Origin of the sequence: Paenibacillus sp. FSL R5-0636 (assembly GCF_037974255.1) — a bacterium.
Lineage (GTDB): Bacteria > Bacillota > Bacilli > Paenibacillales > Paenibacillaceae > Paenibacillus_AQ > Paenibacillus_AQ odorifer.
Map to the genome: position 1 here is coordinate 2,176,320 of NZ_CP150232.1, position 25,814 is coordinate 2,202,133.

Genomic DNA, 25,814 nt, shown 5'->3' on the forward strand with positions numbered 1-25,814 from the left:
GATGGTTTTGTTGCTGTTTTGTAAAAATCAAACTATATGGAAGACGGGGGAACCTATGGCTCAACGATTGCTTGTCATTGAAGACGAACCGACACTAGCCCGGCTGCTGTCCTATAACTTAACGCAGGAAGGTTACGAGGTGACGGTAGAGGATCATGGAACGGCAGGATATGATCGTGCGACGAGGGAACCTTTTGACTTGATCGTATTGGATCTGATGCTGCCAGGAATGAATGGCATTGACATCCTTGATAAATTGCGTGGACAAGGTATCCGCACACCTATTATCGTATTGACTGCTAAAAATGCTGAAGAAGATGTGGTTAGAGGGCTGAAATCCGGTGCTGATGATTATATAACCAAACCTTTTGGAGTATCCGAATTGCTTGCAAGAGTGAGCGCTGTATTACGGCGGATTTCCGGCCTTGCTGAGGAGGCTCCACAAGAGACACCTATATCTGCTTCAACGATCATTCTGGGACAACTAGAAATCTATCCTGAGCGGTATGAAGTTTCCTTAGGAGGACATAGCATCAACCTTCGACCTAAAGAGTTCGAGGTATTGTTATATTTGGCCCGTAAACCCGGGGTAGTGCTGACAAGAGATGATCTTATGAACGCTGTTTGGGGCTTTGATTATATTGGTGGACAGCGTACAGTTGATGTGCATGTAAGTTCACTCCGTAAAAAGCTTGAGCTAGATCCAGAATCCGTTCATATCGATTCCATTCGAGGTGTAGGTTATAAATTAGTTGTTAACAAAAAGAGAGCTCCGGTCATTTAGCATGACGGGAGTTTTCTTCTTTATCCCGTTCATAAACAAGATTCAGGTGAGATTACACGCCGAATTGTAGGGAATACTATCACGTGGACTAATTCATCTTCACCAATTTTACATTGCGTTAACATTTCTCTCCAACTGTATTTACATTAAAAGCTTATTATGGAGAACGAAGATGATGAGAAGGAGACGTAAATGCTAATGAAATCCATCATTGACATAGAGAAACTTGATCTCTACTATGAGTCATTTCACGCACTGAAGAATGTGAATCTGCAAATTCCGGAGAAACAGGTTACTGCTTTTATCGGACCTTCCGGTTGCGGAAAATCCACTCTGTTGCGCACGCTGAATCGTATGAATGATATGATTCCTGGTACACGTATTGAAGGAACTGTAAACATCGGTGGCAAAAATATTTATAGTGACGAGGTAGAGGTAGAAAGCCTGCGTAAACAGGTCGGCATGGTATTCCAACAGCCAAATCCTTTTCCAAAGTCGATTTACGACAATGTAGCTTACGGTCCTCGCCTGCATGGCATTCGTTCAAAGAGCGAACTGGATGAGATTGTAGAGCAAAGTCTGCGTCATTCCGCGCTGTGGGAGGAAGTTAAAGATTTTCTGAAAAAATCTGCCCTTAGCTTGTCCGGCGGACAGCAGCAACGGCTGTGTATTGCCCGAGCTTTGGCAGTTCAGCCGGATATCCTGCTCATGGATGAAGCAACGTCTGCACTGGATCCTGTGTCTACGCTCAAGATAGAGGAGCTTGTACAGGAATTAAGAAGTAAGTATACAATCGTTATGGTTACTCATAACATGCATCAGGCGGCACGTGTATCTGGTCGAACCGTGTTTTTCTTGAATGGTGTAATTGTAGAGGCGGCGGATACAGAGGTGTTGTTCTCGACTCCTAAGGATTCCCGCACCGAAGATTATATTTCTGGACGTTTCGGCTGATACGGGCTACAAGGGCGCTCGTCCTTGGAAATGGCAAGCTGACCATACATTAATGAGGAGGATCGCTCTTACTATGATTCGCAGAAAAGAATTTGATAAAGATTTGGAAGAGCTGCGCAGTCTGCTGCAGCAGATGGGTGAACATGTAATAGATGCTCTTGGTGGAGCAATTGTTGCTTTACAGAATCTTGATACTGTACGCGCTCAGGAAATCATTAAAGCAGATTTGCAGCTGAATGCCATGGAAGATAAAATCATGGAAATTGGCTCACGGCTAATTATTACGCAGCAGCCTGTAGCAAAAGATTTGCGCCGCATTATCGTTGCTTTCAAAATATCTAGCGATTTGGAACGTATGGGTGACTTGGCTATTGATGTTGCGAAAGCAACTATGCGCATCCATGGACAGCAGCTGATCAAGCCGCTTGTAGACATTCCACGTATGGCGGAAATTGTGACGACCATGATTGATGAGGCTATCCAGTCTTATCTGGATGAGAACACTGATCTGGCTTATAGAATGGCACAAGATGATGATCAGGTCGATCAATTATATGGTTCGATGATCAATGAGCTATATAGTTATATGGTGGCAAAACCGGATTCTGTGTCCCAAGCTATGTTATTAACGCTGGTAGGCCGTTATATTGAACGGATTGCCGATCATGCGACTAACATTGGTGAGAGTGTTGTTTATCTGGTCACAGGCAGCCGTCCGGACTTGAATCAGTAATTTGTACTTACACATCTTTTGTTATATCTTTAGTTAAACTAAGTAGCCGCCCTTTTAAAAGGGCGGCTACTTGTTGTATATCCTTAACATATCAGCTTATCCCACTGTCTAGGTTGGTAAAGCCGTTTCTACTTGTACAGGGCATATGGTAAGATGTAAGGAGTAAGCATGAAAAAGGCGAGGTGCACTATGGACAAGTTGATACTTATAGATGGAAACAATATTATTTACCGTGCTTTTTTTGCGATGCCCCCGCTGACGAATACAGCAGGGCAACAGACAAATGCGGTGTACGGATTTACAACGATGCTGCTTCGTTTAATCGAAGAACATAAACCGACACATATGATTGTCGCTTTCGATGCAGGGAAAGTTACTTTTCGGCATGAAGGTTATCAGGATTATAAGGGCGGCCGGCAAAAAACACCGCCCGAGCTCTCCGAGCAGTTCCCATTGCTGAAGGAATTGCTGACTAATTTAGGTGTACCGCAGTTTGAAATTGGCAATTATGAGGCTGATGATATTATTGGCACCATTTCGCGCCAGGCGGATGAAGCGGGACGGCAGGTTATGATCGTGTCGGGAGACAAGGATATGTTGCAGCTGGCCTCTGAGCATACGACCGTTGCTTTAATCCGCAAAGGGGTCACTGAAGTTGAGCTTTATGGGCCGGAACAAATCCGGGAGAAATATGACCTAACCCCAGAGCAGATCATTGATCTTAAAGGGCTGATGGGCGATGCGAGTGACAACATCCCGGGAGTACCCGGCGTAGGTGAGAAGACAGCTTTGAAGCTGCTGCATCAATTTGGATCGGTGGAAGGTGTCTTAGCTGGAACCGGTGAGCTAAAGGGTAAAATGAAAGAAAAACTGGAAACCCATGCGGAAGATGCGGTAATGAGTAAAAAATTAGCGACCATCTATCGCGAAGTGCCGCTTGAGCATTCGTGGGAAGACATGGTCTTTAATGGAATTTCAGCGGATACAGCCGGCCCAGCGCTTGCCAAGCTGGAATTTAAATCACTGTTGGAACGTTTGTCTCTTAGTGCTTATGCTCCTGTTGCCGAGGGAGAGGGAAGTGCTGCTGAAGTAGAAGCAGCTGTACTTGATATTACGATCGTAAGTGAAGAAGAACTTAAGGGGCTAAGTGAAGCCCTGGCTGGCATTTCGGCGCTGCATGTGGAATCGAATGGAGATAATCCGCATCGTGCCGAGGTAATCGGAATAGGATTGTCCTCTCTGGAGCGGCATTACTATGTGCCGTTTGAATTACTGCATAAACCGGCTGCTGCGAAGCTGCGTGATTGGCTAGGAGATGAAAAGGCTCCGAAAAGTGGATATGATCTTCACCGCGCTGATTTGGCTCTACACTGGCAGGGAATTGCTTTTGCAGGTGCAGCCCATGATGTGCAGCTGGCGGCTTATTTGCTTGATCCTACGGAGGCTAATCAGAATCTAAACGATCTCACTGCTAAATACGGCTTGCCGCGGCTCTCTCCTGATGAAGAGGTATTTGGTAAAGGTGCCAAATACAAAATCCCTGAGCTTGAAGTCTTAGGAAATCACGTTGCACGAAAGAGTGCAACGGTTCTTGGAATCGCACAGAAGCAACAGCAGGAGCTGGTGGAGACCGCGATGACAGGGCTATTCGAGGATCTGGAAATGCCTTTGTCACGAATTTTGGCGGATATGGAGAAACAGGGGATTGCAGTCAATGCTGGTGATCTTAAAGAGCTTGGAAAAGAATTCGAGGCGCAAATTTCCAAATTGGTCAGTGAAATATACGAGATTTGTGGCACTGAGTTTAATTTGAACTCACCAAAGCAGCTGGGTGAAATCTTGTTTGTAAAGCTAGGTCTGCCTGTCGTCAAGAAGACGAAGACGGGTTATTCCACGGATGCCGAAGTGCTTGAGAAACTTGCGCCATACCACGATGTGGTGCGTTTGATTTTGCAATATCGCACAATTGCGAAGCTTCAATCTACCTACGTAGAGGGGCTGCTTAAAGAAATTTCCCCGAACACAGGGAAGGTGCATACATTCTACCGGCAGACGATTGCCGCTACAGGACGGCTTAGCAGCCAATTCCCGAACTTGCAGAATATCCCGATTCGTCTAGAGGAAGGACGCAAAATCCGCAAGGTATTCGTTCCGTCCGAACCGGGCTGGTCCATCCTGGCAGCCGACTATTCGCAGATCGAACTGCGTGTGCTGGCGCATATTTCAGGTGATGAGCGGATGAAGGAAGCTTTTCTGCATGATATGGATATTCACACGAAGACAGCGATGGATGTGTTCGGTGTGACCGCGGAACAGGTGGACAGCAATATGCGCCGTGCCGCAAAAGCCGTAAACTTCGGGATCGTCTACGGGATCAGTGATTACGGCCTCTCGCAGAATTTGAATATTCCGCGTAAGGAAGCCGCTCAATTTATTGAGCAGTATTTCGAGGTATATCAGGGTGTGCGCCGCTATATGGACGATATCGTAGTAGAGGCGCGAAAGTATGGTTATGTGACCACATTGCTCGAACGTCGCCGTTATCTGCCGGAGATTAATGCGAAGAACTTTAATCTGCGCTCTTTTGCGGAGCGGACAGCAATGAATACACCTATACAGGGAACAGCAGCGGATATTATCAAGCTGGCGATGGTGCATATGGACAAGGCATTATTTGATCGTGGGCTTAAGAGCCGTATGCTGCTTCAAGTACACGATGAGCTTGTATTCGAGGTGCCAGAGGATGAAATGGAGCTTATGAAGACGCTTTTGCCGGAAGTAATGGGTGGAGCACTGAAGTTATCTGTGCCACTTAAGGCAGAGGTCAGCTTTGGAAGTAACTGGTACGAGGCGAAATAGACTCCCTTTAAGGTGTGCATATCAGCTATAATGTAGTTGAGGTGAAGACATCATGCCGGAATTACCGGAAGTAGAGACAGTCAAGAGAACACTTAATGAGTTAGTTAATGGAAAGCAGATAGAGAATGTAACCGTCCGGTTGGCGCGGATTATTCAGCGTCCGGATGATATTCAGGCTTTTGCCCACTTGCTGGCAGGTCATAGCATTGTTAAAGTTGAACGAAGAGGAAAGTTTTTGCGTATTGTGCTGGATGGTCTGGTGCTTGTGTCACATTTACGGATGGAAGGCCGTTACGGACTTTTTTCAAATGATGACCCACTGGACAAGCATACACATGTGATTTTTCATTTTACGGATGGAACTGAGCTGCGTTACACGGATGTTCGCCAGTTCGGGACGATGCATCTTTTTCAGATGGGAGAAGATCTTCAGCTGCCGCCTTTAAACAAGCTGGGGCAGGAGCCGCTGGAGCCTTCTTTTACACCGGAGAGGTTTAAGCAGATCGTGTCAGGTAAAAGCACCAAAATTAAATCGCTGCTGCTTAATCAGGAATATATCGTCGGCATCGGCAATATTTATGTAGATGAGTCGTTGCACCGTGCGGGCATCCATCCTGAAGACAGCGCCAAATCGCTCACGGACAATCAATTGGACAAGCTGCATCATGCCATTGTAAGCACGCTGGCCGAAGCGGTTAACGCCGGAGGTTCATCTGTTAAGTCATATGTTAATGGCCAAGGTGAGAGCGGTACGTATCAGCAGCAGCTATTGATTTACGGTCGTAAGGATCAGCCGTGCAGTAACTGTGGAACGATGATTGAGAAGACGGTTGTAGGCGGTCGTGGCACGCATTATTGTCCAAATTGCCAGCGCCCGACTGTTAACTGAATTTGTTGAAATAATAAGGTTGGCACCCACTACTTGTCCCGCCCATATACTGTGTGAAGAATGCTTAATAGAGAACGGAAGCTGAAACGATAAACTTTTCAGTTTGCCGGTTCTTCACAGGAGGGATTGCGGGTGCTCAGCCCATTATTTTCACTGCTATTGCTAGCGTTTGCCTTGAGTTTGGACGGTTTTGGTGTAGGAATTACATATGGGCTGCGTAAAATGAAAATACCACTGCTCTCCGTTCTGATTATCTCGCTCTGTTCGGGGGTAGTTATCTGTGTATCTATGCAGGTTGGGGTTTTGCTTGCCAAGGTAGTGTCTCCGAATGCAGCTTCTATGGTTGGTGCGGTTATACTTGTGCTAATGGGGTGCTGGTCACTTGTTCAGATGCTGATGCAAAAAGAGAAAGATGCAGATGGCGGACGTAAAGCTGAAACGGTAGATGAGGGCTCATTTTCCGAGCAGGCTTGGGCAGAGGTAGCTGCTGATTCTGAAGCGGGTACAGAACCTGTTATGAATGATGAACCGTTGAAATCAGCTGTTTTTTCGCTTGAGCTTCGCCGTTTGGGGATTGTAGTGCAGATCTTGCGTACCCCGTCTTCTGCGGATATGGATGCCTCAGGAAGCATCTCTTCGATGGAAGCGATGATACTTGGGATTGCGCTCTCTCTGGATGCTTTTGGGGCTGGACTTGGCGCAGCGCTGCTTGGCTTCAATCCGATATGGACATCACTTACAATAGCTTTGTTTAGTGGTACATTTCTATTGCTGGGTATGAAGACTGGACTTAGATTTGCCGGGAACTACTGGATGAAGCATGCTGCCGCATTACCAGCGTTATTATTAATTGCAATGGGAATACTGAAGCTATTATGAGGTGAGTACATGATTATAGGCTTAACCGGAGGAATCGCATCCGGAAAAAGCACAGTGTCTGCACTGCTTGTGAACAAGGGAGCGAGGCTGGTTGATGCCGATGTGATCGCCAGAGAAGTTATGCTTCCCGGGCATGAAGTGTTGGCTGCTGCTGCTAAGCAATTCGGAAAAGAGATCCTTTTTCCGGATGGAACACTGAATAGGGCCAAATTAGGTGAAATCGTCTTTCAAGATCCGGTGGCCCTGCAAACCTTGAACAATTTGACGCATCCTGCCATCCGGCAGGAGATCAAAGACCGTATGTACAGCATGGAGCAGGAAGAGCCGAAGCGGCTTATTATTGTGGATATTCCGCTTCTTTTTGAATCAGGGCTTGAGACCCTGTTCCATGAGATTGTAGTAGTCTACGTTCCCCGTGAAATGCAAATTGCTCGATTAATGGAACGTAATAGGCTCTCTTTAGAAGAAGCAGAAGCGCGATTGAATGCACAGATGGATATTGAACAGAAACGTAATAAAGCGGACTACATCATCGACAACAGTGGCGATCTTGCGTACACTGAGCAACAGGTTGCTGTTTTTTGGGACAGGCTGGGTTTATCATGAAATGGTTACGTAAAAAAAGAGTACTGCTTCTGCTATTTGTTGGTTTTACGGCAATATTGTTTCTGAGTACAAACTGGATGTCGTGGTTTTATCCCATCCATTTTAAAGACGAGATTCGCAAGCACAGCATCACTTATGAGATAGACCCGTTTCTTGTAACCGCGATTATTCGTGTAGAAACGAACTTTAAAACTGGACGAGAATCCAAAAAAGGCGCACTAGGGCTGATGCAGCTTATGCCGGATACCGCGAAGTGGGCGCTGGAAAAGGCCAAGCTTCCAAACGTATCTATGGAAGAACTCAAGCATGAGCCTTCGGCTAATATTGAACTGGGTACATGGTATCTTTCAACTTTATCCCGTCAGTTCGAAGGCAAACGTACAGCAATTATCGCAGCTTATAATGCTGGGCCGGGAAAAGTTCAACGCTGGTTGGACGAAGGGATCTGGGATGGGACAGATGCAACCATTAAAGATATTCCCATTGGTGAAACCAGGCATTATGTACAGCGCGTTAATTATTACTATGATCAGTACACGGACATTTACAAAGAATTTTAATTTCTGCCGCGTTATGTATAAAAAGAAGTATTAAACGACTTGTAGGTCGTTTAATACTTCTTCAAAAAGCTTATGTTGGTCAGGTTATTTGTATTGACCTGCCAGTTGTTGTTCTGCCAGGGTTACAAGACGTTTAGTGATGTAACCACCGATCGAACCATTTTCATAAGAAGTTTTATTGCCTTGGTAACCATCTGGGGAAAGCGTGATTCCTAGTTCTTGGGCAACTTCGTATTTAAGTTGTTCCAAGGCACCGCGGGAATTTGGAGCTACAAGGTTATTGGAGTTGTTGCTTTGGCTCATTGCTGTTCACCTCCTCTGTTGGTAACTGTATTATGTGCCGGACTTGCCATTATCATTACAAGAAAAAAACGGTGATTTCTGGAAATAATAAAAAAGCCGTTCAAAAGCCGGATTTATAACGTTCCGGGACCAAACCATTATGTATTAGGAAGTGATGAAGCTTATGAAATGCCCTTACTGTGATCACACAAATACTAAAGTGCTGGACTCGCGACCAGCGAATGAAAATAAGTCAATCCGTCGTAGGCGTGAATGTGAGCGTTGCAGCAAACGTTTCACTACTTTTGAAATGATTGAAGAGACGCCACTGATTGTAATTAAAAAAGACGGCAGCCGTGAGGAATTCAGTCGTGATAAAATACTCCGCGGTCTCATCCGTGCTTGTGAGAAACGGCCGGTTTCTGTGGAACGTCTAGAAAAGATCGTGTCCGAGGTTGAGAAATCTTTGCGCGGCATCGCCGTGGCTGAAGTGGAAAGCCAACAGATTGGTGAATTCGTAATGGAGCAGCTCTACCCAGTAGATGAAGTGGCTTACGTTCGTTTTGCGTCCGTATATCGCCAGTTCAAGGATATTAACATGTTCATGAAGGAACTCAAGGGGCTGCTGTCCAAGAGTACGGGAGAATTAGAGGGATTATAGGGTTTTGCCCAGTTAGGGCGTTACAGCCAGTCCTAGGGTCTGCTAGGAGTGCTTCTACTGGTTTGTTTCCTCTAAGTTCTCAGCGGGGAATTTGAGTGGAAAAATGAATTTTAAAAAAAGTGTTGACATAGAGGGCGATTTTTTATATTATATAGAAGTCGCCTACGACGCTTGAGTTTATCGGAACAACTCAATTACGACCAAACTAAAATTAAAAAATGTGTGGTTACATACATCTGAAATTTCAGTTTGGGGCCATAGCTCAGCTGGGAGAGCGCATCGCTGGCAGCGATGAGGTCAGGGGTTCGATCCCCCTTGGCTCCACCAAACATCATATGGACTCTTAGCTCAGTTGGTAGAGCAGTAGACTCTTAATCTATTTGTCCAGGGTTCGAGCCCCTGAGAGTCCATCTTAAAGAAACGGCAGAAATGCCGTTTTTTTGTTGTTTGGGGAGTGAGTGACTTTTTATTTGGTTTTGATCGTGGTATAGTTTGGGTAGATAAAAGCGGCTTCGGAAGTTTAGTCAGGAAATAGACCGCATTCCTTTGCGAGAGGGCGGTCTATTTCTTTTTGAGGTAGTTGAGCAATGCAATAATGAACATGCCGAAGATGAATATCAGTGACAATTGTTGGCTCTAATTAAAGACAATCCATATCTAAAGAAACAGCAAGATGCTGTTTCTTTTTTTGTTCCCATTTATTAATTATCATTAAATCCATTAAACTCCTGAAGCATTTCGATAAATGTCTCAAGCTGTTGATTATCCCATTGGGCTATGCGCTCATAAAATATGAACTCCTTATCCTGTAACGCGTCAAAGGTTTTTTGCCGTCCAAGATCAGTGAGAGTAAGAAGTATAGCTCGACGATCGTTAGGGGAGTCTTCCCTTTTGATATAACCCAAATTCTCGAGTTGCTTGATGAGACGGCTGACTGAACTACGATCCATAGCCGTAGATTCTGCCAATACAGAGGCACTTGTTGGACCATAGGAGTACAGCCAACGAACTATATGGAAAGCAGCAGGTTGTACAGATGAATCGAAAGCGGCAGCAGTTCTGACATTTAGGGCATGCGAAGCGCTAATAAGGGCACTAATTTGTCCACCTAGCTTCAGTTCTAATTGTCCTCTCGACGTGTCTTTACGTTCAGTATTCATTGTTTTAACCACCTAACCTTGTATTTTAAAGTCATCAAACATCTATGTAGTTGACATATATCAATCATCGTCATATAGTTGATATATATCAATTATATGTTTTGGACAATACGCTGTCAAAATGAAATTGGCCCTTATGAATTCCTTATATAAAGGAGAATGTTGAAGATGACAAAGCCGATTATTGTAATTACTGGAGCTACAAGCGGTTTGGGACAACTCGTTGCACTTGAAATGGCTAAGCGAGGTGCCCATCTTGTTCTGACTGCAAGGAGTAATACGCGTTCGGAAGCAACTGAAAAAATGATAAAGGAGAGCGTACCAGCAGTCGAAATTAGTTTTTTTTACGGAGACTTATCCTCAATGAAGGATGTCACTAGGTTAGGACAAGAAATATCTAATGTTTTTCCGAAGATAGACGTTTTAATAAATAACGCAGGGCTTCATGGGTTTGAACAGCGGATAACTGCCGATGGATTCTCAGAAATGATGGCTGTGAACTATTTTGCACCATGGTTATTGACACATACCTTAGAGCATTCTTTGAGAGCAGCAGGAAGTGCAAAAATCATAAATGTTGCTTCAGAAGCTTCACGCCGGCATGGAGTGCTAAAGTTGCCAGAAGATTTGCTCAATACAGCTTCTTTTACTTCCAGAGGATCATCTGAGATTTATGGGAAAACCAAACTGTTAAATATTATGTTTACCAGTGAGCTTGCACGTCGCTGGGCGGAAACGGGAATTAGCGTTCATGCATTGAATCCGGGTTTTAACGTTACAGGCCTCGGGCGTGAACTTTGGTTTTCTTCGATGCTTAAGCACTTATTGAATTTCTTTCGTATTGGCGATCCTCGTAAAGGAGCTGAGATCATTATTCGTTTAATGACCGATCCTAAATATCAAGAGAGCAGTGGGGGATATTTTAACGTTGGGACAGGCAATCCCATTGTACCCGTACAACCGGGAGGAGATAAGGTAATGGAAAATAAATTATGGAACGATACGAGAGACATTGTGCAGCAGAAAGGTTTCGTTGGAAACTGATGTGATTAGTGAAACTGACCTCATTTCCGTTCGAATCACCTACTTTTGATCCTGCGGACTGTATGGCTCTTATTTTCTTTATTCGGTGCAATTAGTCGAGTGATCGGACCGTAGCGCACTTATTTCCTCTCCAGTAGCAGTATTTTGTTTTGAAAAGACTAGATAAGTGCGTAGGAGTCCGATAGCTTGGGAAAACGCCCCATAATGAGAAAATAAGAGCACCTTGGTCCTTTGTATCTCAACCTTCCGCCAGGCCGACCTTTTATAGTACTACGAGCAGAAATAGACCGCATCTCTGGTGAGAGAGGGCGGTCTATTTTTCCATTACCGTTCCCGTTAGTTACGTATTCCTTGAAAAGCGTACCTCACCAACTGCTGCACATAAGCATCGTCTATGGGTTGGCCGGTCACCAGCAAGCGGTAGAATATCGGCCCGTAAATAAGATCGGTAACTACTTCAATATCGAGATTATCCTTCAATTCCCCGCGCTGAACACCCCGTTCCATAAGCAGCCGTGCCTCAAGCCGACGAGGCTGGAAATATCGGGTCCGATAAGCTTCCGCCAAGCCTGAATCCATCTGTCCTTCGCCAATGATCTCCGTAATGATTTTACCCTCTCGACTAATCAGGAACCGGGATAAGTTCGTTGCATGCATGAGAATATCATCAAATACTGAACCTGTGTCAGGTACTGGTAGTCTGTCCGCAGCGGAGGATAGGAATCCATCCATGACCACGGCAGCCTTGTTAGGCCACCATTTATATATCGTAGCTTTGCTAACCTTGGCACGATCCGCTATTTTTTCCACCGTAACTGCTCCAAAACCAGTTTCCAATAATAAATCATAGGAAGCGGAAAGAATAGACTTCTCCGTCTCAACATTACGCGGACGCCCTCGTTTACTCTCCATCTGAAATCACCCTTTCGTTAATCTGTTTCCAATCAAAATATAAACTATACGTTCAGTATACTAAAAAAACCTGAAAAAATAAATGACCATCGCCTATTTACAAAACGATACGTTCAGTATATTATTTAAACATGAATTAGTGAACTGAACGTACAGTATTTAAATTATTAAGATAATCTGAGGAGGATTCACATGCAAAAAGAACAAGCGGTGAAAGAGAACCACATTTCAAGTTGGATGATGTTTATGTTAGCAGCTGCATGCGGGCTTATCGTGGCCAATCTTTATTATGCTCAAACCCTTGTTGGACCTATCAGTGTCTCGACAGGACTTTCTTCTACAGCCGCAGGCTTGATCGTCACTTTAACTCAAATCGGTTATGTTGTAGGTTTGTTATTTATCGTGCCGCTGAGTGACATTGTGGAGAATCGGCGCCTCACGATAATCACGTTAATGGTTGCAGTGGGTGCATTGCTGGTTGCTGCTTTCGCAGCTAATGCGCCTTTATTCCTGACAGCATCTTTGTTTATAGGAACCGGTTCAGTGGTAGCCCAAATCCTGGTACCTTATGCCACCTATTTAGCGTCTGAAGAGCAGCGTGGCCGTGTGGTTGGTAATGTTATGAGTGGACTCTTGCTAGGCATTATGTTTGCCCGGCCAGTGGCAAGCTTTATCACCAGCATCTGGGGGTGGCAAGCTGTGTTTATTTTTTCAGCGGTCGTGATCACGTTGTTAGCCATTCTGCTGTCGCGATTTCTTCCTGAACGTAAACCTGCACCTTCGGTAAGCTATGGTAAATTAATTGTCTCTTTAGGCACCCTTCTAAAACAAACGCCTATATTGCGCCGACGTGCCTTATATCAAGCTTGTTTATTTGGAGCTTTTAGTCTCTTTTGGACGGTGGTTCCGTTGCGGTTGGCGGATGATTTTGGAATGTCGCAGCAAGGTATTGCATGGTTTGCTTTAGTAGGTGTTGGTGGGGCTGTAGCCGCACCGATTGCTGGAAGACTGGCAGATAAAGGTTGGAGCAAATGGTTAACCGGGCTGGCCATGATCATTGCCACCTTGTCTTTTTTACTAATTCATCTTTTCCATAGCCACTCAACTTTTGCTCTCATTCTGCTCTTTATTTCCGCGATTACATTGGATATGGCCGTATCCGGAAATCTTGTACTCGGACAGCGTGTGATTTATTCATTGGGTAGTGAAGCGAGGGGGCGTCTTAATGGGATCTTTATGGCGATTTTCTTCGTGGGTGGAGCCGTTGGATCATCTTTGGGTGGTTGGGCTTATGCCTATGGGGGATGGACCTTCGCCTCACTCATCGGAGTGATCCTGCCGCTATTGGCTTTGGTTTACTTTTTCACTGAAAAAAGATCAACTAAAGCTGTTGAATAAAGCCTTGCTTTAAGAGTGGGGGTTAGGTTTTACACGGCAGAATAGACCGCTACCTTTGGTTAGGGCGGTCTATTTCTTTTTGAGGTAATAACGCGCTTGATAAACGTTAGTTATGCTCCGCTAACTGCACCTCAAACCCGTCCGGGTCCAGGATATAAAAGAACCGCAGGTGGGGATTGGGGGCGATTGGTCCGCGCGCTACTGGGATACCTTGGCTTTTTAAACTCTCCATCGCTTCATCAAGTGACTCCACTTCGAAACCCACAGAAACGCCACATTCCGGTTTCAAAGCCGGGTCACTTCCCTGAATAAGCTCGATCTTGGGTTGCCCCTCCAGACCTAACATGACGATCTGTTTTCCACTGCTTTCAAATCTACGCTCAATGGGTAGCCCCAGTATCCGGTTATAAAAATGAAGGGAAGCCTCCAGATCGCGGACCCGAAGCGTAATCCAATTCATACTCAATTTCATGGTTTTATAGTCTCCTCTGATGAATATTCTATATCGTATATTATACGCTATCATCTTGCCCGGAAATAGGGAGAATGGGGAATCAAGAACGTTTAATGAGGATAAAAGCCCGCAAAATCAGCTGTGCAACCAGTGGTTGACAGTATGTAAGGGTAGATAGGTAGTCAATTACAGAACGTTATAATATGATGAGCATGAGGTGATGGCGAATGGACTTTGCAAATAAATTGCAAAGCTATAGGAAACAGAGAGGAATGTCCCAGGAGAACTTGGCGGAGGTGATTGGTGTTTCGCGGCAAGCCGTGTCTAAGTGGGAATCAGGTCAATCCTATCCCGAAATGGATAAGATGATTAGTTTAAGTGAATTATTTCACGTAAGTTTGGATCATCTGGTGAAGGATGCTTCAAGCGATACCAAAGCAGAGCATGTCGCAAGCCCCGTATATGTAGATCTGAATTCCTTGTTTCATTATGAGTACAAAAGTAAGAGAACATGCTTTGGAATTCCTCTGGTTCATATCCATATCGGACGGGGGCTATACGTTGCCAAAGGGGTTATTGCCATAGGTAATGTTGCGATTGGTGCTGTGTCCATTGGTATTGTTGCTTTGGGCGGATTATGTTTAGGTGCGCTTGCTTTAGGACTCATCAGCTTTGCAGGTCTGGCTCTAGGGCTTTTGTTAGCCGTTGGGGGCATTGCGGCGGGTACAATGGCCGTTGGTGGAATAGCATTGGGGATATTTGCTGTTGGAGGTTTAGCTGTAGGTATGTTCTCCTTGGGTGGTCTCTCTATCGCTTCCCATATTGCAATGGGTGGATATGCAAGCGGGCATATAGCTATAGGGGATACCGTAAAAGGTGCTTATACCTTTATTACTCAAGATAATAATTTCAACGACATCAAGGGGGAGGAGGTAAGACAGTTAATTCAGCAAGAATATCCACATCTTTGGAAGCCCATTGTGCAGGGAATTATTTCAATCTTCAAATAGCTGATTAATTTGCGGAAATTTCTTAACGGTTGTTTCATATGGATATAATCTGGGTAATAAACGATTGGCGTTTGTCATATATGGATCCGGCAAAAATACTTGTTGCTCAGCAACAAGTATTTTGATTTTGTGTTGGATATTTGTGAAAATATAAAACCTGATATTAGATTTTTTGCTGAAAACCGAAATTTTTACAGAGGAGTATTTATTTGAAAAGCATTCATAAGCGCTTATTATTCTTGCTGCTTGTGTTTATAATTCTACCGTATTTTTTATCCGTGTTGTTGATCTATCGGCAGACGAAAGAGAATGTGGAACGACATGAACTTGAGAACAGCCAAGAGCAAATTCAGCAGGCGTCAGCCGATCTAGAGCAATATTTTGATGAAATCATTAATCTTCCATATATTTTATACCGAAATCCAGACTTATTCAGGGTGTTTGAAGAAGGGTTAGAAGAAGATTTTTATTTTAAGCAGCTTGAAATTAATAAGGGTATGACTAACTTCTATCTCATGAGGAGTGAAATTCGTCAGATTCGTTTATTCATAAACGAAGGGAAAAGCTCATTTACAGTTTATAATGCCATGTTAAGTTCCCGTAAAAGGAATCCGGATTTATTACAGCAAGCTTCCATTCAGAAGCTGATGAGCTCTAATAGCAATTATCTTATTGAAGCTCCGCATCTGATTGAGAACTATAACGATACCTCCATTATGCCTCCTTCGGATAAAACGTTGGTTTTGACGGTTCATCACAAAATCGTGGATGTCCTAACGCAGGAATTTCTGGGCGTCATCACTATAGATATTGATTTGGACAAGATTGCTCATATCGCTAATCATTTTCTACAGAAAAATAAAGAGAGCGTGTGGCTTTCCGATGCGGAGGATCATGTCATTTACGCCAGTGATGAAACATGGATAGGCAAAACCGTTCCCGATGAACTGCAAAGGAAAATAAGTCCGGCACAGGCAGATACTAAATCTCCAGAAGGAGATATTGTGTTTACTAGAACATTGCAGGAACCGATAAAAGAGTGGCATTTTGCTAAGGTAACCCCGAGCTCTTTTTTATTTGAAGATGTAAGGAAAACCGCCTATACAAACATCATTGTAGGTGTGGTTGTAGGTGGACTGGGCTTGATAATGATAACAATCATTTCATATGGATTTACACGGCCGATAAAATTGCTTAGTCAAAAAGTCCAGCGTATCGAGGGGAGGAATATGAATGCCCCATTCGACGATATGCGGGAGGACGAAATCGGTATTCTAGAAAGACACATCAAGGAGATGATGAATCGGATCAACCGTCACATTGACCGGGAGTATAAGCTTGAGATAGAGAACAGGAAAAATCAGCATAGGGCGCTAAAGTCGCAGATCAATCCGCACTTTTTATTTAATTCTTTACAATCCATTGCAGCTGTTGCCCTACTCTCTGAATCTCCAAAAGTATATCAACTGATTACCTCTTTATCCAAAATGATGCGGTACTCGATTCGTGTGGATCAGAAGGCGACGGTTCAAAGCGAAGTGGATTATGTACAGGCTTATTTGAATCTTCAAGCGGAACGTTTTCAGACTGATTTTAGCTATTCCATTGATATACCTAAAGATATTTTTGATATTCCGGTTCCTAGTATGATCCTGCAGCCGCTCGTTGAGAACTTTTTTAAGCACTGTTATGACGAGGGCTATGAACAAGCTTACATCCATATTTATGGTGAAATACAAGGTGAATATTTGAATCTAGTCGTAGAAAATAACGGAAACAGCGTGACGGATGATGAACTTGAGGCATTAAAAAATAATCTCTACACACCGGTTAAAGAAGGCAATCCTTCTTTTGCACATATCGGGTTAAAAAACATTCATGATCGCTTGGTTCTTCATTTCGATCACACAGCGGGAATCAAACTAGATTCGATGCAGGGACAAGGGTTCACTGTACGGCTAGTAATTCCACTCTACCTAAAGGAGAAGTAACGTTTATGAAAGCTCTTATTGTAGATGATGAGTCTAATGTTAGAAAAATCATCCGTTTTTTGGGACGGTGGGAACAATACGGGATTACCGAAGTGCTGGAAGCCAGAAATGGGCTCGAGGCTAAGGCGTTGATTGAGCAGAAATCTCCAGAGATCATAATGACAGATGTCAAAATGCCCAAAAATAGCGGGATGGAGTTAATCGAGTGGTTGGCTGCTAAAGACTATCCGGGAAAAGTGATTATGATTTCAGGGTTTGACGATTATTGTTTCATGCGTAAAGCGTTTAAGCTGGGATGCTTTGATTATTTGATGAAGCCAATTGAAGAGAAAATGCTGAATGAAACTATAGAAGGGGCGTTGAGAGCCTGGGAACAAGAAGAGGGAGACCGTCGCAATATGGAGTCCGGATTTTATGAAGAGGTAAAAATGTTTCGCTTAAACAGGGAGATTACTGCTGCTTGTAACGGTGAAGCTTTTGATGCAGGCGAAATTGCCTCGGCTCTCCCACAGGCAGACATATACGACTTTACTATGATGTATTTTTACCAATCTCACTATTCGGAGCCATACATTCAGCTTTTGACCGAAGAACTGGCTACACGGGAGTGGGGAAATGCATTTACGCTTCAAAATGATCCTAATGTCTGTGTGATTCTGTCCCTTCATGGACAGTTTTTCCCGATAGAGGAATGGATTACCCAGCATTTTGATATACCTGTTCGTTTGGTTAGCGGCCCTTCCATCCAATCGCTTGCAGAGATATCGTTATCTTTTCAATCTGCACAAAGGTCTATGGCTGAACAAAATTTTAGAGCAATCCATCGTTTGGCGGATTTAGATGATGTTAGGCGTATGAATGATATTGTCGCATTTGTTGATGAGCATTATATGGAAGAGTTAAGTTTGGACAAATTATCCACCCGTTTTTTTCTGAGCCGAGAACATATCTCGCGGAGATTTAAGCAAGAAGTAGGGATGACTCTTACTAACTACGTCATTCATTTACGAATAAATCAAGCGAAACAGTGGTTACTGGAATCGGATGAAAAGATGTACTCGATTGCCTTAAAGCTAGGGTATCAAGATGAGATTTATTTCTCTAAGCTGTTCAAAAAAAACGTCGGTATGACGCCTGCTGAATATCGTAATTCACAGGGAGCAAGAGAAATAGACGCGGAAGTCAGGATAGCCAATACATAAGTTCATTGTTGAATGCATCTGGGGGAATTATGAAAATAAAAAGGGTTCAAATGATTATCGTGGGGTTGATTACGCTAACGCTTTCTTCATGTGGTGCGCATACACGTCTACTGAAGGAAGCGGATTTGAAGGTAGCGGATAAGACAGTCACTTTGGAGGTACTGAATCCTAAAGTGGAAATTTCTATAGAATTCGAGCAGATGGTTAAGGAATATGAAAAGGAAAACCCGAATATTAACGTAGAAATTCTAACCTTTGGCGGAGGAGCTAACTACCTTGATGAGCTAAAGGCGAGGTTTGCGGCCAATGTTGGTCCGGATATTTTTCCAAATGGCGGTTATGAAGAAGCGAGGGCATGGAGTAGATATCTTGAAGATTTATCGGATCAACCCTGGGTGGAACAGGCTTATGACGAGGCGCTAGAACCGATGAAGATGGACGGGAAAATATACGGGATGCCGATCAATTTTGAAGGCTACGGTTTTATTTATAATAAGGATTTATTCGCAAAGGCTGGGGTTGATCCTCTCCCAACAACGTTTACGGAATTAAAAGAGGCGGCGAAAAAGCTGAAGGCTATAGGTGTGACTCCTTTTTCTGTTGGGTATTCAGATCATTGGTTTTTTGTACTCCTGTTGAATATTGCTATTGCCCAACAGGAGGAGCCGGATGCTTTTATTCAAGGGTTAAACAACGGAACACAATCTTTTCGAGAGAATAAGGAAGTTAAAGATGTCATTCGGATGCTGGATTTGACCGTACAATATGGTAACGAAAATTTTTTGACAACAGATTATAATTCGGAAGTTGAGTTATTTGCAACAGGGAGAACGGCGATTCTTAAACAAGGGAATTGGGTTCAGTCTAAAATTGATCAAATATCGCCGAATATGAATATCGGTTTTTTACCCATGCCTATTAATGATGGTGCCGAAAACAATGCGTTGCCAGTAGGGATATCTAATAATTGGGCTGTTAATAAAGAATCTTCGCCAGAAAAGAAGAAGGAAGCCAAAAAGTTTTTGAACTGGATGGTTTCCTCGGAAACAGGGAAAAAGTTCATGAAGGATCGCTTTCATTTTATTTCAGCTTTTAAAAATATAGAGACGGACCGTTCGGGAGCGCTTGTAAAAGATCTTATGCGATACGTCGATGAGCAGAAAACATTATCTTGGAATTGGTTCAAATTCCCTCCCAGAGCAAGAGAGGAGTTTGGCTATCTTATGCAAGCTTATGTAGGAGAGCAAATCAATCGGGATCAATTGCTTCAAGAGCTTCAAAAATCGTGGGATAGCCATGTGAAGTAATAAAACCAAATCAATATAACCCTGTAAATGCATCAATTCACGACATACTCATAACGTCTACTCTTCATTAGAATTTAAAAGGGGAACAGCACAAAGGAAGACCGAAACCCAAATTTAAAGTATAAGAGGAGTTAGATGATGAATTTCAAGAAAATGATTAAACAAACAACAATCCTAACCTTTACAGCTGCTTTAATGTTAGGTGGAGCTACTCAAACCTTTGCGAAAGGAAATAACAAGCCGAACAAGCCGGAGTACAATGACTACGGTTTCTCTCATATCACTCGCGCTGACATGTTGAAATTACCCAAACAACAAAATAGTAATCAATTCCAAGTCCCAAAATTTGATGCTTCAACGATTAAGAACATTCCTGCAGCCGTTAAGTTCGATGAGAATGGAAACAAAATTGAAATGGATGTTTGGGATACTTGGCCGCTGCAAAATGCAGATGGAACTGCAGCAAGTTATAAGGGGTATCAAATTGTTTTTGGTCTGGCGGGCGACCCTAATAATGGATCAGACACATTTATTTATTTGTTCTATAAGAAAGAAGGAGACAACTCTATCAGCAGCTGGAAGAATGCCGGCCGGGTGTTTAAGGATAGTGACAAACTTGTACCTGATGATTATGTTTTAAACAATCAAGCCGAAGAATGGTCCGGTTCAGCAACCATGACATCTGATGGCAAAGTTCGCTTGTTCTACACCAATCGTCATCCTTGGGATCCAGATCGCGGATTTTACGGGAAACAAACTTTAACTACAGCTCAAATTAATGTCTCTGCCCCGGATGGGGATACCCTTAAGATTGATGGCGTAGAAGATATGAAATCCATCTATGATGGTAATCAAGGTGAAATTTATCAAAGTCTTGATATCACCGGTTTCAGCAAAGGCGATTACGACGATAATCATACCTTAAGAGATCCTCACTATGTGGAGGATAAAGGCCACAAGTATCTTGTGTTTGAAGCAAATACAGGGACAACTACGGGTTACCAGGGTGAAGAATCTCTCTTTAACAAAGCTTATTATGGTAATAGCAATGCCTTCTTCCAAGCGGAGAAAAAGAAATTACTAAGCAGTGCTTACAAAACATCTGCGGAAACCGCGAATGGTGCGCTCGGTATCATTGAATTAAATAATGATTATACATTCAAAAAAGAAATGAAGCCGCTACTTGCCTCCAATACCGTGACAGATGAAATTGAACGTGCGAACATATTTAAATTGAATGGCAAGTGGTATCTGTTCACAAGCTCAAGAGGTTCTAAAATGTTCATTGATGGCATTGATGATGAAGACATCTACATGCTCGGGTACGTATCTAATTCTTTAAACGGACCGTATAAACCATTAAATGGTACAGGACTTGTCCTCCATCAAGATCTTAATCCTTATGATATTACCTGGACTTATGCTCACTTTGCGATTCCGCAAGTGAAAGGGAATAATGTAGTCATCACAAGTTACATGACGAATAGAGGTTACTTTGGGGATCATCATTCCACTTTTGCCCCAAGCTTTGTGCTGAATATTAAAGGCTCCAAGACTTCAGTTGTACCGAACAGCATTTTGGAACAAGGGCAATTGACACTTAAAGGTAACAAACCGTATTAATTATTTACAAAGTAAATGCCAATGTAGTTGGCGTTTACTTTTCTTTTTATAAGCTAAGATTAGCAATGTGAAAAAAGCGAGGTATATTTTGAATAAGAAAAAAATGATAGGAATCACTATATTAATCCTTTGTTTAATTTGTATTGTGACAATAGTATTAGTAACTTATGGCGCTGGAGAGAAGAATAAGCCGGGGACCGACGTTCCTGATCATAAACCTACCACTCGGGCTAGCTATCATTTCACTGTACCTGAGCATTGGAAAAACGATCCGCAGAAGCCCATTTATTTTGATGGTAAATATCATTACTATTATCTCTATAATGCTGATTACCCGGATGGAAATGGTACAGAATGGAGACATGCCACATCAACGGATTTGGTGAGCTGGACAGATGAAGGCGTTGCGATTCCAAAATATACAACACCCAATGGTGATCCCTGGTCAGGATCTGTTGTTGTTGACGATAGCAATACAGCAGGTTTTGGCGAAGGGGCAATTGTGGCGATTTTAACACAGCCCTCTGCAGAGGCGGGGAAGCAAGAACAATATTTATGGTTCAGTACGGATCGTGGGCTGACGTTTAAATCTTATAGTGATGATCCTATTTTGCCAAATCCGGGCACAGAAGATTTCAGAGACCCGAAGGTAATATGGGATCAACATTCTCATAAATGGGTGATGACACTAGCCGAAGGTACGAAAGTGGGCTTTTACGAGTCTGACAATTTAAAGGATTGGCACTACACAAGCGGCTTCGAAACAGAAAATATCGGAATTGTGGAGTGTCCTGACTTCTATATGATGCGGGCGAATGATGGCACTTATAGATGGGTTCTTGGGGTCAGTGCAAATGGTAAGTCGATAGGTAAACCCAACACGTATGCCTACTGGACTGGAGATTTTAATGGGAATGAATTTATCACGGATTATCATGAACCACAGTGGCTAGATTATGGATTTGATTGGTATGGTGCTGTGACTTTTGAAGAGGGAAAGGACAAGGATCAATACAATCATCGATATGCTTTGGCCTGGATGAATAATTGGGATTACCCTCATGTTACCCCCAATCTTAACGAAGGTTTTAACGGAATGGATTCAATCGTACGTCAAATAAAATTAAAACGAGATGAAGAGCAGTCGTATCAGTTAGTATCACAGCCCATCGAAGCATTAGATCAAATGGTAACTTCAACGGATTCCTTGCAACAAATAAAAGTGAACGGCTCGTCAACACTTGATATCACAGGCGAAAATTACCAGCTCGATGCAGATCTATCTTGGTCAGAGAGTACCAATGTAGGCTTAAGACTTCGTGAATCCGCAGATAAGACGCGCCATGTGGACGTAGGAGTGTTTGTTGAAGGACAATATTCTTATGTTAACAGAGCCTTCACTGGACAACCTGATGAGAGTGACAGATATCTTGAAAGCAAGGCCCCCTTTGATGTGAACAAGAAAAAAGTGCATCTGAAGATCCTTGTGGATAGAACAAGTATTGAAGTTTTTATAGATGATGGTGAAATTGTATTTTCTAATGAAATCTTCCCGGAAATAAATGATCAAGGCATTACCTTGTTTTCTGAAGGTGGCACCGCGATTTTTAATAATGTTGTAATTAAGCATTTTGGCAAAGATTAGAATGAATATACAGAATTTTTCTAATTCTTGCGTAATAAGAGGGCACTCCAACCTAATTTGGGTGATGCTATAGATGTTAATGCTTTTGGTGATCTATTTTTGCATTGACATACCAAGCTGTTAACACTATGATATGAATGAAAAAATAATTATTCATTCACGGAGAGACGAAAAGTGGAAGACAAAAAAACAAAGATATACGAATGCGCGAAAGAGCTATTTAGCAATAAAGGCTTTAAAGATACTAATGTTTCTGGCATTACCAAAATGGCTGGAATAGCTGTAGGAAGTTTTTACAACTATTATCCCTCTAAGGAAAAGCTTTTTATGGATATTTTTTTAGAGGAAAATGAAAAGCTCAAAAAAAGCTGTATGCAATCGCTCGATATGAGCCAAAGCCCACTGGCAGTAATACGGCAGATGATGGCGCTTAATTTGGAAGGTATGATAGCCAACCCCATTCTTAAGGAATGGTATAACAAAAGTGTTTTCGCAAAAATCGAACAGTTGTACCGGGAAGAAACCAACATTCAGGTAAACGACTTCTTGTATGATAGCTTCCATGAAATCATTAAGCAGTGGCAAGCCGATGGTAAAATGCGCAGCGATATGGATAGTAAAATGATTATGATGATTTTCGCCGCTATGATTAATGTGGAAACCCACAAGGAAGAAATCGGGCTGGAGCACTTTCCACAACTTCTGGACAATATGCTGGAACTAATCATGAAGGGTTTGACAGACTGCCCCTAATACACTTATGGTGCAGTTTTTTTTTCTTGTAAAATGAATGAATAATTAAATATTCATTCGAAATTGAAATCCAAAGGAAGGAGGCAAGCAGGTGAGTAAGAGAAGAGGAAAAAAGCGAAAATTTAATAAATGGATTATTGTTCTCAGCATTCTATGCGTGATTACAGTCATAGGTTGGATAGGTGGTATTCTCTTGACTGCTCCGGGAAGGCATGAGGTTCAGCAGCTTACTATCAACGTCATAGATATACAGAATCTGCGGGAGGGTACCTATGTGGGGGAATACATTGGCATCAAAGATCATTCCAGAGATACCAAGGTGAGGGCAATAATATCTGCTGAACGGCTGACAGATATCAAAATACTCAAAGGTGCCTTGGACAAAACAGGGAACCCTGCTGAACTGAAGGATGGTCTAGGCATTGGTGATTTGTTTAGTCATGTGATTGAATCGCAGTCTCTTCAGGTGGATGTTATCAGCGGTGCAACGCTTACCTCTAAAACACATCTTAAGGCACTCGAAAATGCCCTACAGCAGGCGGAGACGAAATAATTCATTTTAAGGAGAATTTATATGAACATTGCAGTCATTTCGTATTCATTCACAGGTAATAATGAAGCATTAGCAAGGAGTGTGGCGAATGCGTTGTCGGCTGAACATATCCGAATCTCGGAAGCCAAACCCCGAACACTCGGTAGGATTACCTTCGATATGATTTTTGACAGGATACCGTTGGTTCAACCGAAGCCTGAGCAAATAGGAAAATATGATATTATCCTATTTTTTGGACCGGTTTGGATGGGGAAAGTGGCCACACCGCTCCGTGCCTATTTAAAGGATTTGAAGAAAAATCCGCAAAAGTATGGTTACCTTTCAATCAGTGGCGGAGCTGACGGTCCAAATCCGAAGGTGCCAGGGGAGCTCAGAAAAAGAACTGGAGCAGATCCTGTTGTATTCATCGAGCAGCATATCGCTGATCTGATATCGGCAGATCACAAACCTGCACGTAAAGATACCTCAGCTTATAAGTTAAATGAGGGGGATATTAATCAATTAACTGGTAAAATAGTGAAGAAAGTAAGGGATATGATCTAGCTATTGAGCTCCAGCGAGACGAACAGAGAAACGGCAAAGCTGCCGTTTTTTTGTTTTCTCTGCAATCTGGTAGAAATTGTTCTATTATAAAGTGTTCGTTCAATTCGCTAGATGGTATGATAGGTATGGGAGGGAATTATAAAATGAACAATGAGACGACTAATGAAAATGAAATAACAAATGAGAATGAGGAAGTAAATGATAATACAGAAATGTCTGAAGAGGATATGGCACAGCTGCTAAAGGCTGTTCACCATAACGGCCTTGTAGCATTGAGAGTACACTTTAAAGATGTTGAAGGACAAGTATTGAACATGGAAGCCTACGGTCCTGTTTTTGTTTTTCACGTGAAAACTGAATTAGATCAGGTGTATTCCTGCGGATTTTTTCTGCGCGAGTTAATTGCAAGATTCCAGTCGGGTAAGGATCCGGCAGCATGGATGGCCTCATTCTTCGTTGAGCTGATGAAAATTGAGGGAGGCAAAACACTTCCAAAACCACCAGCAAGTGAAGAAGAAGCAAAAGGGATCATTGACAATGTGTTAGTTCCGCTTTGTATTGAGGAAATTACCCAAGAATTTGCTCCAGAAAAAGTGCATGTCGGGCTAGCTTGGAACGAGAAATTGGGACCAGTCTTCGAGGCTGGATTTCCAGCGATCACCGATGGGAATAACGTATGTGCATTCCCGCTTCATCTGTTGCTGACCCATTTGCAATTGAACCGGGATCCATCTGAGCTGCTTGTTCAGGGTATGTATAACATCCGCAGAGAACATGGATTGGAGTAAAACAGGCTCTGAGCCCTGACCATCCATAACCCAAAGAAACGGCAGAAATGCCGTTTCTTTTTCTTTTGACATTCAAAGAGTAGATCCTTGCTTGATGAATTCATTCATATCTACTTTGAGCTGATAGCTTTAAGCTGATAACCTGCTGCTTGAAGGTTTCGTTCACATTATCTTCGGACTGTATAGCGCTTATCTTTGCTTTTTAGCTCCATTTACCGAACTCG

The 25,814-nt window shown here is 42.9% G+C and carries 25 protein-coding genes and 2 tRNA genes; 23 read left to right on the forward strand and 4 right to left on the reverse strand.

Translation table 11 applies throughout. The features are described 5' to 3' along the window. Nucleotides 1–55 precede the first annotated feature (55 nt). From MKX34_RS09420 to MKX34_RS09455, 8 genes are all read left to right on the forward strand, one after another. Nucleotides 56–784, forward strand: coding sequence for a response regulator transcription factor (locus MKX34_RS09420; RefSeq protein WP_036678951.1), 729 nt, complete (start codon nucleotides 56–58; stop codon nucleotides 782–784). Between the two features lie 198 nt (nucleotides 785–982). Then, nucleotides 983–1,738: a phosphate ABC transporter ATP-binding protein PstB gene (pstB, locus tag MKX34_RS09425; protein ID WP_036678954.1), complete on the forward strand. Its 756-nt coding sequence runs from the start codon at nucleotides 983–985 to the stop codon at nucleotides 1,736–1,738. A 73-nt stretch (nucleotides 1,739–1,811) separates the two neighbouring features. Next, entirely contained in the window at nucleotides 1,812–2,471 is a 660-nt protein-coding gene (gene phoU, locus MKX34_RS09430; protein WP_036678957.1) for a phosphate signaling complex protein PhoU, read from the forward strand. Between the two features lie 189 nt (nucleotides 2,472–2,660). Further along, nucleotides 2,661–5,330 (forward strand): DNA polymerase I, encoded by a 2,670-nt coding sequence (gene polA, locus MKX34_RS09435; protein ID WP_076296042.1) that lies wholly within the window; start codon nucleotides 2,661–2,663, stop codon nucleotides 5,328–5,330. Between the two features lie 52 nt (nucleotides 5,331–5,382). Next, entirely contained in the window at nucleotides 5,383–6,219 is an 837-nt protein-coding gene (gene mutM / locus MKX34_RS09440; protein WP_036678963.1) for a DNA-formamidopyrimidine glycosylase, read from the forward strand. Nucleotides 6,220–6,351: 132 nt separating this feature from the next. Continuing rightward, nucleotides 6,352–7,098, forward strand: coding sequence for a manganese efflux pump (locus tag MKX34_RS09445; protein ID WP_036678965.1), 747 nt, complete (start codon nucleotides 6,352–6,354; stop codon nucleotides 7,096–7,098). A 9-nt stretch (nucleotides 7,099–7,107) separates the two neighbouring features. Further along, entirely contained in the window at nucleotides 7,108–7,704 is a 597-nt protein-coding gene (gene coaE, locus MKX34_RS09450; protein WP_076220141.1) for a dephospho-CoA kinase, read from the forward strand. Next, nucleotides 7,701–8,264: a lytic transglycosylase domain-containing protein gene (locus tag MKX34_RS09455; protein WP_036678971.1), complete on the forward strand. Its 564-nt coding sequence runs from the start codon at nucleotides 7,701–7,703 to the stop codon at nucleotides 8,262–8,264. Before coaE ends, MKX34_RS09455 begins: the two co-directional genes overlap by 4 nt. A gap of 84 nt (nucleotides 8,265–8,348) precedes the next feature. Here the strand turns inward: MKX34_RS09455 and MKX34_RS09460 are convergent, their stop codons facing one another. Beyond that, the gene (locus MKX34_RS09460) at nucleotides 8,349–8,567 is read right to left on the reverse strand and encodes an alpha/beta-type small acid-soluble spore protein (protein WP_036678974.1); all 219 of its coding nucleotides are present in this window, start codon (nucleotides 8,565–8,567) and stop codon (nucleotides 8,349–8,351) included. Between the two features lie 163 nt (nucleotides 8,568–8,730). Between MKX34_RS09460 and nrdR the strand changes: the two genes are divergently transcribed. The 3 genes from nrdR to MKX34_RS09475 all read left to right on the forward strand — a co-directional run bounded on the left by nrdR (nucleotide 8,731) and on the right by MKX34_RS09475 (nucleotide 9,617). Next, nucleotides 8,731–9,207: a transcriptional regulator NrdR gene (gene nrdR / locus MKX34_RS09465; RefSeq protein WP_036678976.1), complete on the forward strand. Its 477-nt coding sequence runs from the start codon at nucleotides 8,731–8,733 to the stop codon at nucleotides 9,205–9,207. Nucleotides 9,208–9,458: 251 nt separating this feature from the next. After that, a tRNA-Ala gene (locus tag MKX34_RS09470) sits at nucleotides 9,459–9,534 on the forward strand. Between the two features lie 10 nt (nucleotides 9,535–9,544). Further along, nucleotides 9,545–9,617 (forward strand) — tRNA-Lys (locus tag MKX34_RS09475). Nucleotides 9,618–9,908: 291 nt separating this feature from the next. On the opposite strand, the gene MKX34_RS09480 is transcribed toward MKX34_RS09475, so the two are convergent. Beyond that, nucleotides 9,909–10,367: a MarR family transcriptional regulator gene (locus tag MKX34_RS09480; protein ID WP_038569696.1), complete on the reverse strand. Its 459-nt coding sequence runs from the start codon at nucleotides 10,365–10,367 to the stop codon at nucleotides 9,909–9,911. Nucleotides 10,368–10,535: 168 nt separating this feature from the next. On the opposite strand from MKX34_RS09480, the gene MKX34_RS09485 reads away from it, so the two are divergent. Beyond that, the gene (locus tag MKX34_RS09485) at nucleotides 10,536–11,411 is read left to right on the forward strand and encodes an SDR family NAD(P)-dependent oxidoreductase (RefSeq protein ID WP_076107545.1); all 876 of its coding nucleotides are present in this window, start codon (nucleotides 10,536–10,538) and stop codon (nucleotides 11,409–11,411) included. A gap of 336 nt (nucleotides 11,412–11,747) precedes the next feature. Here MKX34_RS09485 and MKX34_RS09490 read toward each other — a convergent pair whose 3' ends face one another. Further along, nucleotides 11,748–12,323, reverse strand: coding sequence for a TetR/AcrR family transcriptional regulator (locus MKX34_RS09490; protein ID WP_076107543.1), 576 nt, complete (start codon nucleotides 12,321–12,323; stop codon nucleotides 11,748–11,750). A 192-nt stretch (nucleotides 12,324–12,515) separates the two neighbouring features. Between MKX34_RS09490 and MKX34_RS09495 the strand changes: the two genes are divergently transcribed. Further along, complete coding sequence (locus MKX34_RS09495) at nucleotides 12,516–13,721, forward strand: MFS transporter (protein ID WP_076098505.1); 1,206 nt, start codon at nucleotides 12,516–12,518, stop codon at nucleotides 13,719–13,721. A gap of 106 nt (nucleotides 13,722–13,827) precedes the next feature. Here the strand turns inward: MKX34_RS09495 and MKX34_RS09500 are convergent, their stop codons facing one another. Beyond that, nucleotides 13,828–14,193 (reverse strand): VOC family protein, encoded by a 366-nt coding sequence (locus MKX34_RS09500; RefSeq protein WP_051491055.1) that lies wholly within the window; start codon nucleotides 14,191–14,193, stop codon nucleotides 13,828–13,830. 209 nt (nucleotides 14,194–14,402) lie between these two features. Here MKX34_RS09500 and MKX34_RS09505 point away from each other — a divergent pair, with 209 nt between their 5' ends. The 10 genes from MKX34_RS09505 (at nucleotide 14,403) to MKX34_RS09550 (ending at nucleotide 25,590) form a co-directional block, all read left to right on the forward strand. Next, the gene (locus tag MKX34_RS09505) at nucleotides 14,403–15,185 is read left to right on the forward strand and encodes a helix-turn-helix transcriptional regulator (RefSeq protein ID WP_076098504.1); all 783 of its coding nucleotides are present in this window, start codon (nucleotides 14,403–14,405) and stop codon (nucleotides 15,183–15,185) included. 209 nt (nucleotides 15,186–15,394) lie between these two features. After that, complete coding sequence (locus MKX34_RS09510; RefSeq protein WP_076296043.1) at nucleotides 15,395–17,176, forward strand: sensor histidine kinase; 1,782 nt, start codon at nucleotides 15,395–15,397, stop codon at nucleotides 17,174–17,176. Between the two features lie 5 nt (nucleotides 17,177–17,181). After that, nucleotides 17,182–18,378 carry a helix-turn-helix domain-containing protein gene (locus MKX34_RS09515; RefSeq protein WP_076296044.1) on the forward strand — a complete coding sequence of 399 codons (1,197 nt, stop codon included), beginning with the start codon at nucleotides 17,182–17,184 and terminating at the stop codon, nucleotides 18,376–18,378. 29 nt (nucleotides 18,379–18,407) lie between these two features. After that, nucleotides 18,408–19,685 (forward strand): ABC transporter substrate-binding protein, encoded by a 1,278-nt coding sequence (locus MKX34_RS09520; protein ID WP_076296045.1) that lies wholly within the window; start codon nucleotides 18,408–18,410, stop codon nucleotides 19,683–19,685. A 138-nt stretch (nucleotides 19,686–19,823) separates the two neighbouring features. Continuing rightward, a complete protein-coding gene (locus tag MKX34_RS09525; protein ID WP_076296110.1) occupies nucleotides 19,824–21,308 on the forward strand; it encodes a glycoside hydrolase family 68 protein in 1,485 nt (494 codons plus the stop codon). Nucleotides 21,309–21,411: 103 nt separating this feature from the next. Beyond that, on the forward strand, nucleotides 21,412–22,953 hold the full coding sequence (locus tag MKX34_RS09530; protein ID WP_036679416.1) for a glycoside hydrolase family 32 protein: 1,542 nt from the start codon (nucleotides 21,412–21,414) through the stop codon (nucleotides 22,951–22,953). Between the two features lie 174 nt (nucleotides 22,954–23,127). Continuing rightward, a complete protein-coding gene (locus tag MKX34_RS09535) occupies nucleotides 23,128–23,706 on the forward strand; it encodes a TetR/AcrR family transcriptional regulator (protein WP_038569710.1) in 579 nt (192 codons plus the stop codon). 91 nt (nucleotides 23,707–23,797) lie between these two features. Next, nucleotides 23,798–24,259, forward strand: a complete 462-nt coding sequence (locus tag MKX34_RS09540) for an FMN-binding protein (protein ID WP_076098500.1) — start codon at nucleotides 23,798–23,800, stop codon at nucleotides 24,257–24,259. Nucleotides 24,260–24,280: 21 nt separating this feature from the next. Continuing rightward, nucleotides 24,281–24,802, forward strand: a complete 522-nt coding sequence (locus MKX34_RS09545; RefSeq protein WP_051491057.1) for a hypothetical protein — start codon at nucleotides 24,281–24,283, stop codon at nucleotides 24,800–24,802. Nucleotides 24,803–24,945: 143 nt separating this feature from the next. Beyond that, nucleotides 24,946–25,590 carry a hypothetical protein gene (locus MKX34_RS09550; protein ID WP_036679224.1) on the forward strand — a complete coding sequence of 215 codons (645 nt, stop codon included), beginning with the start codon at nucleotides 24,946–24,948 and terminating at the stop codon, nucleotides 25,588–25,590. Nucleotides 25,591–25,814 lie beyond the last annotated feature (224 nt).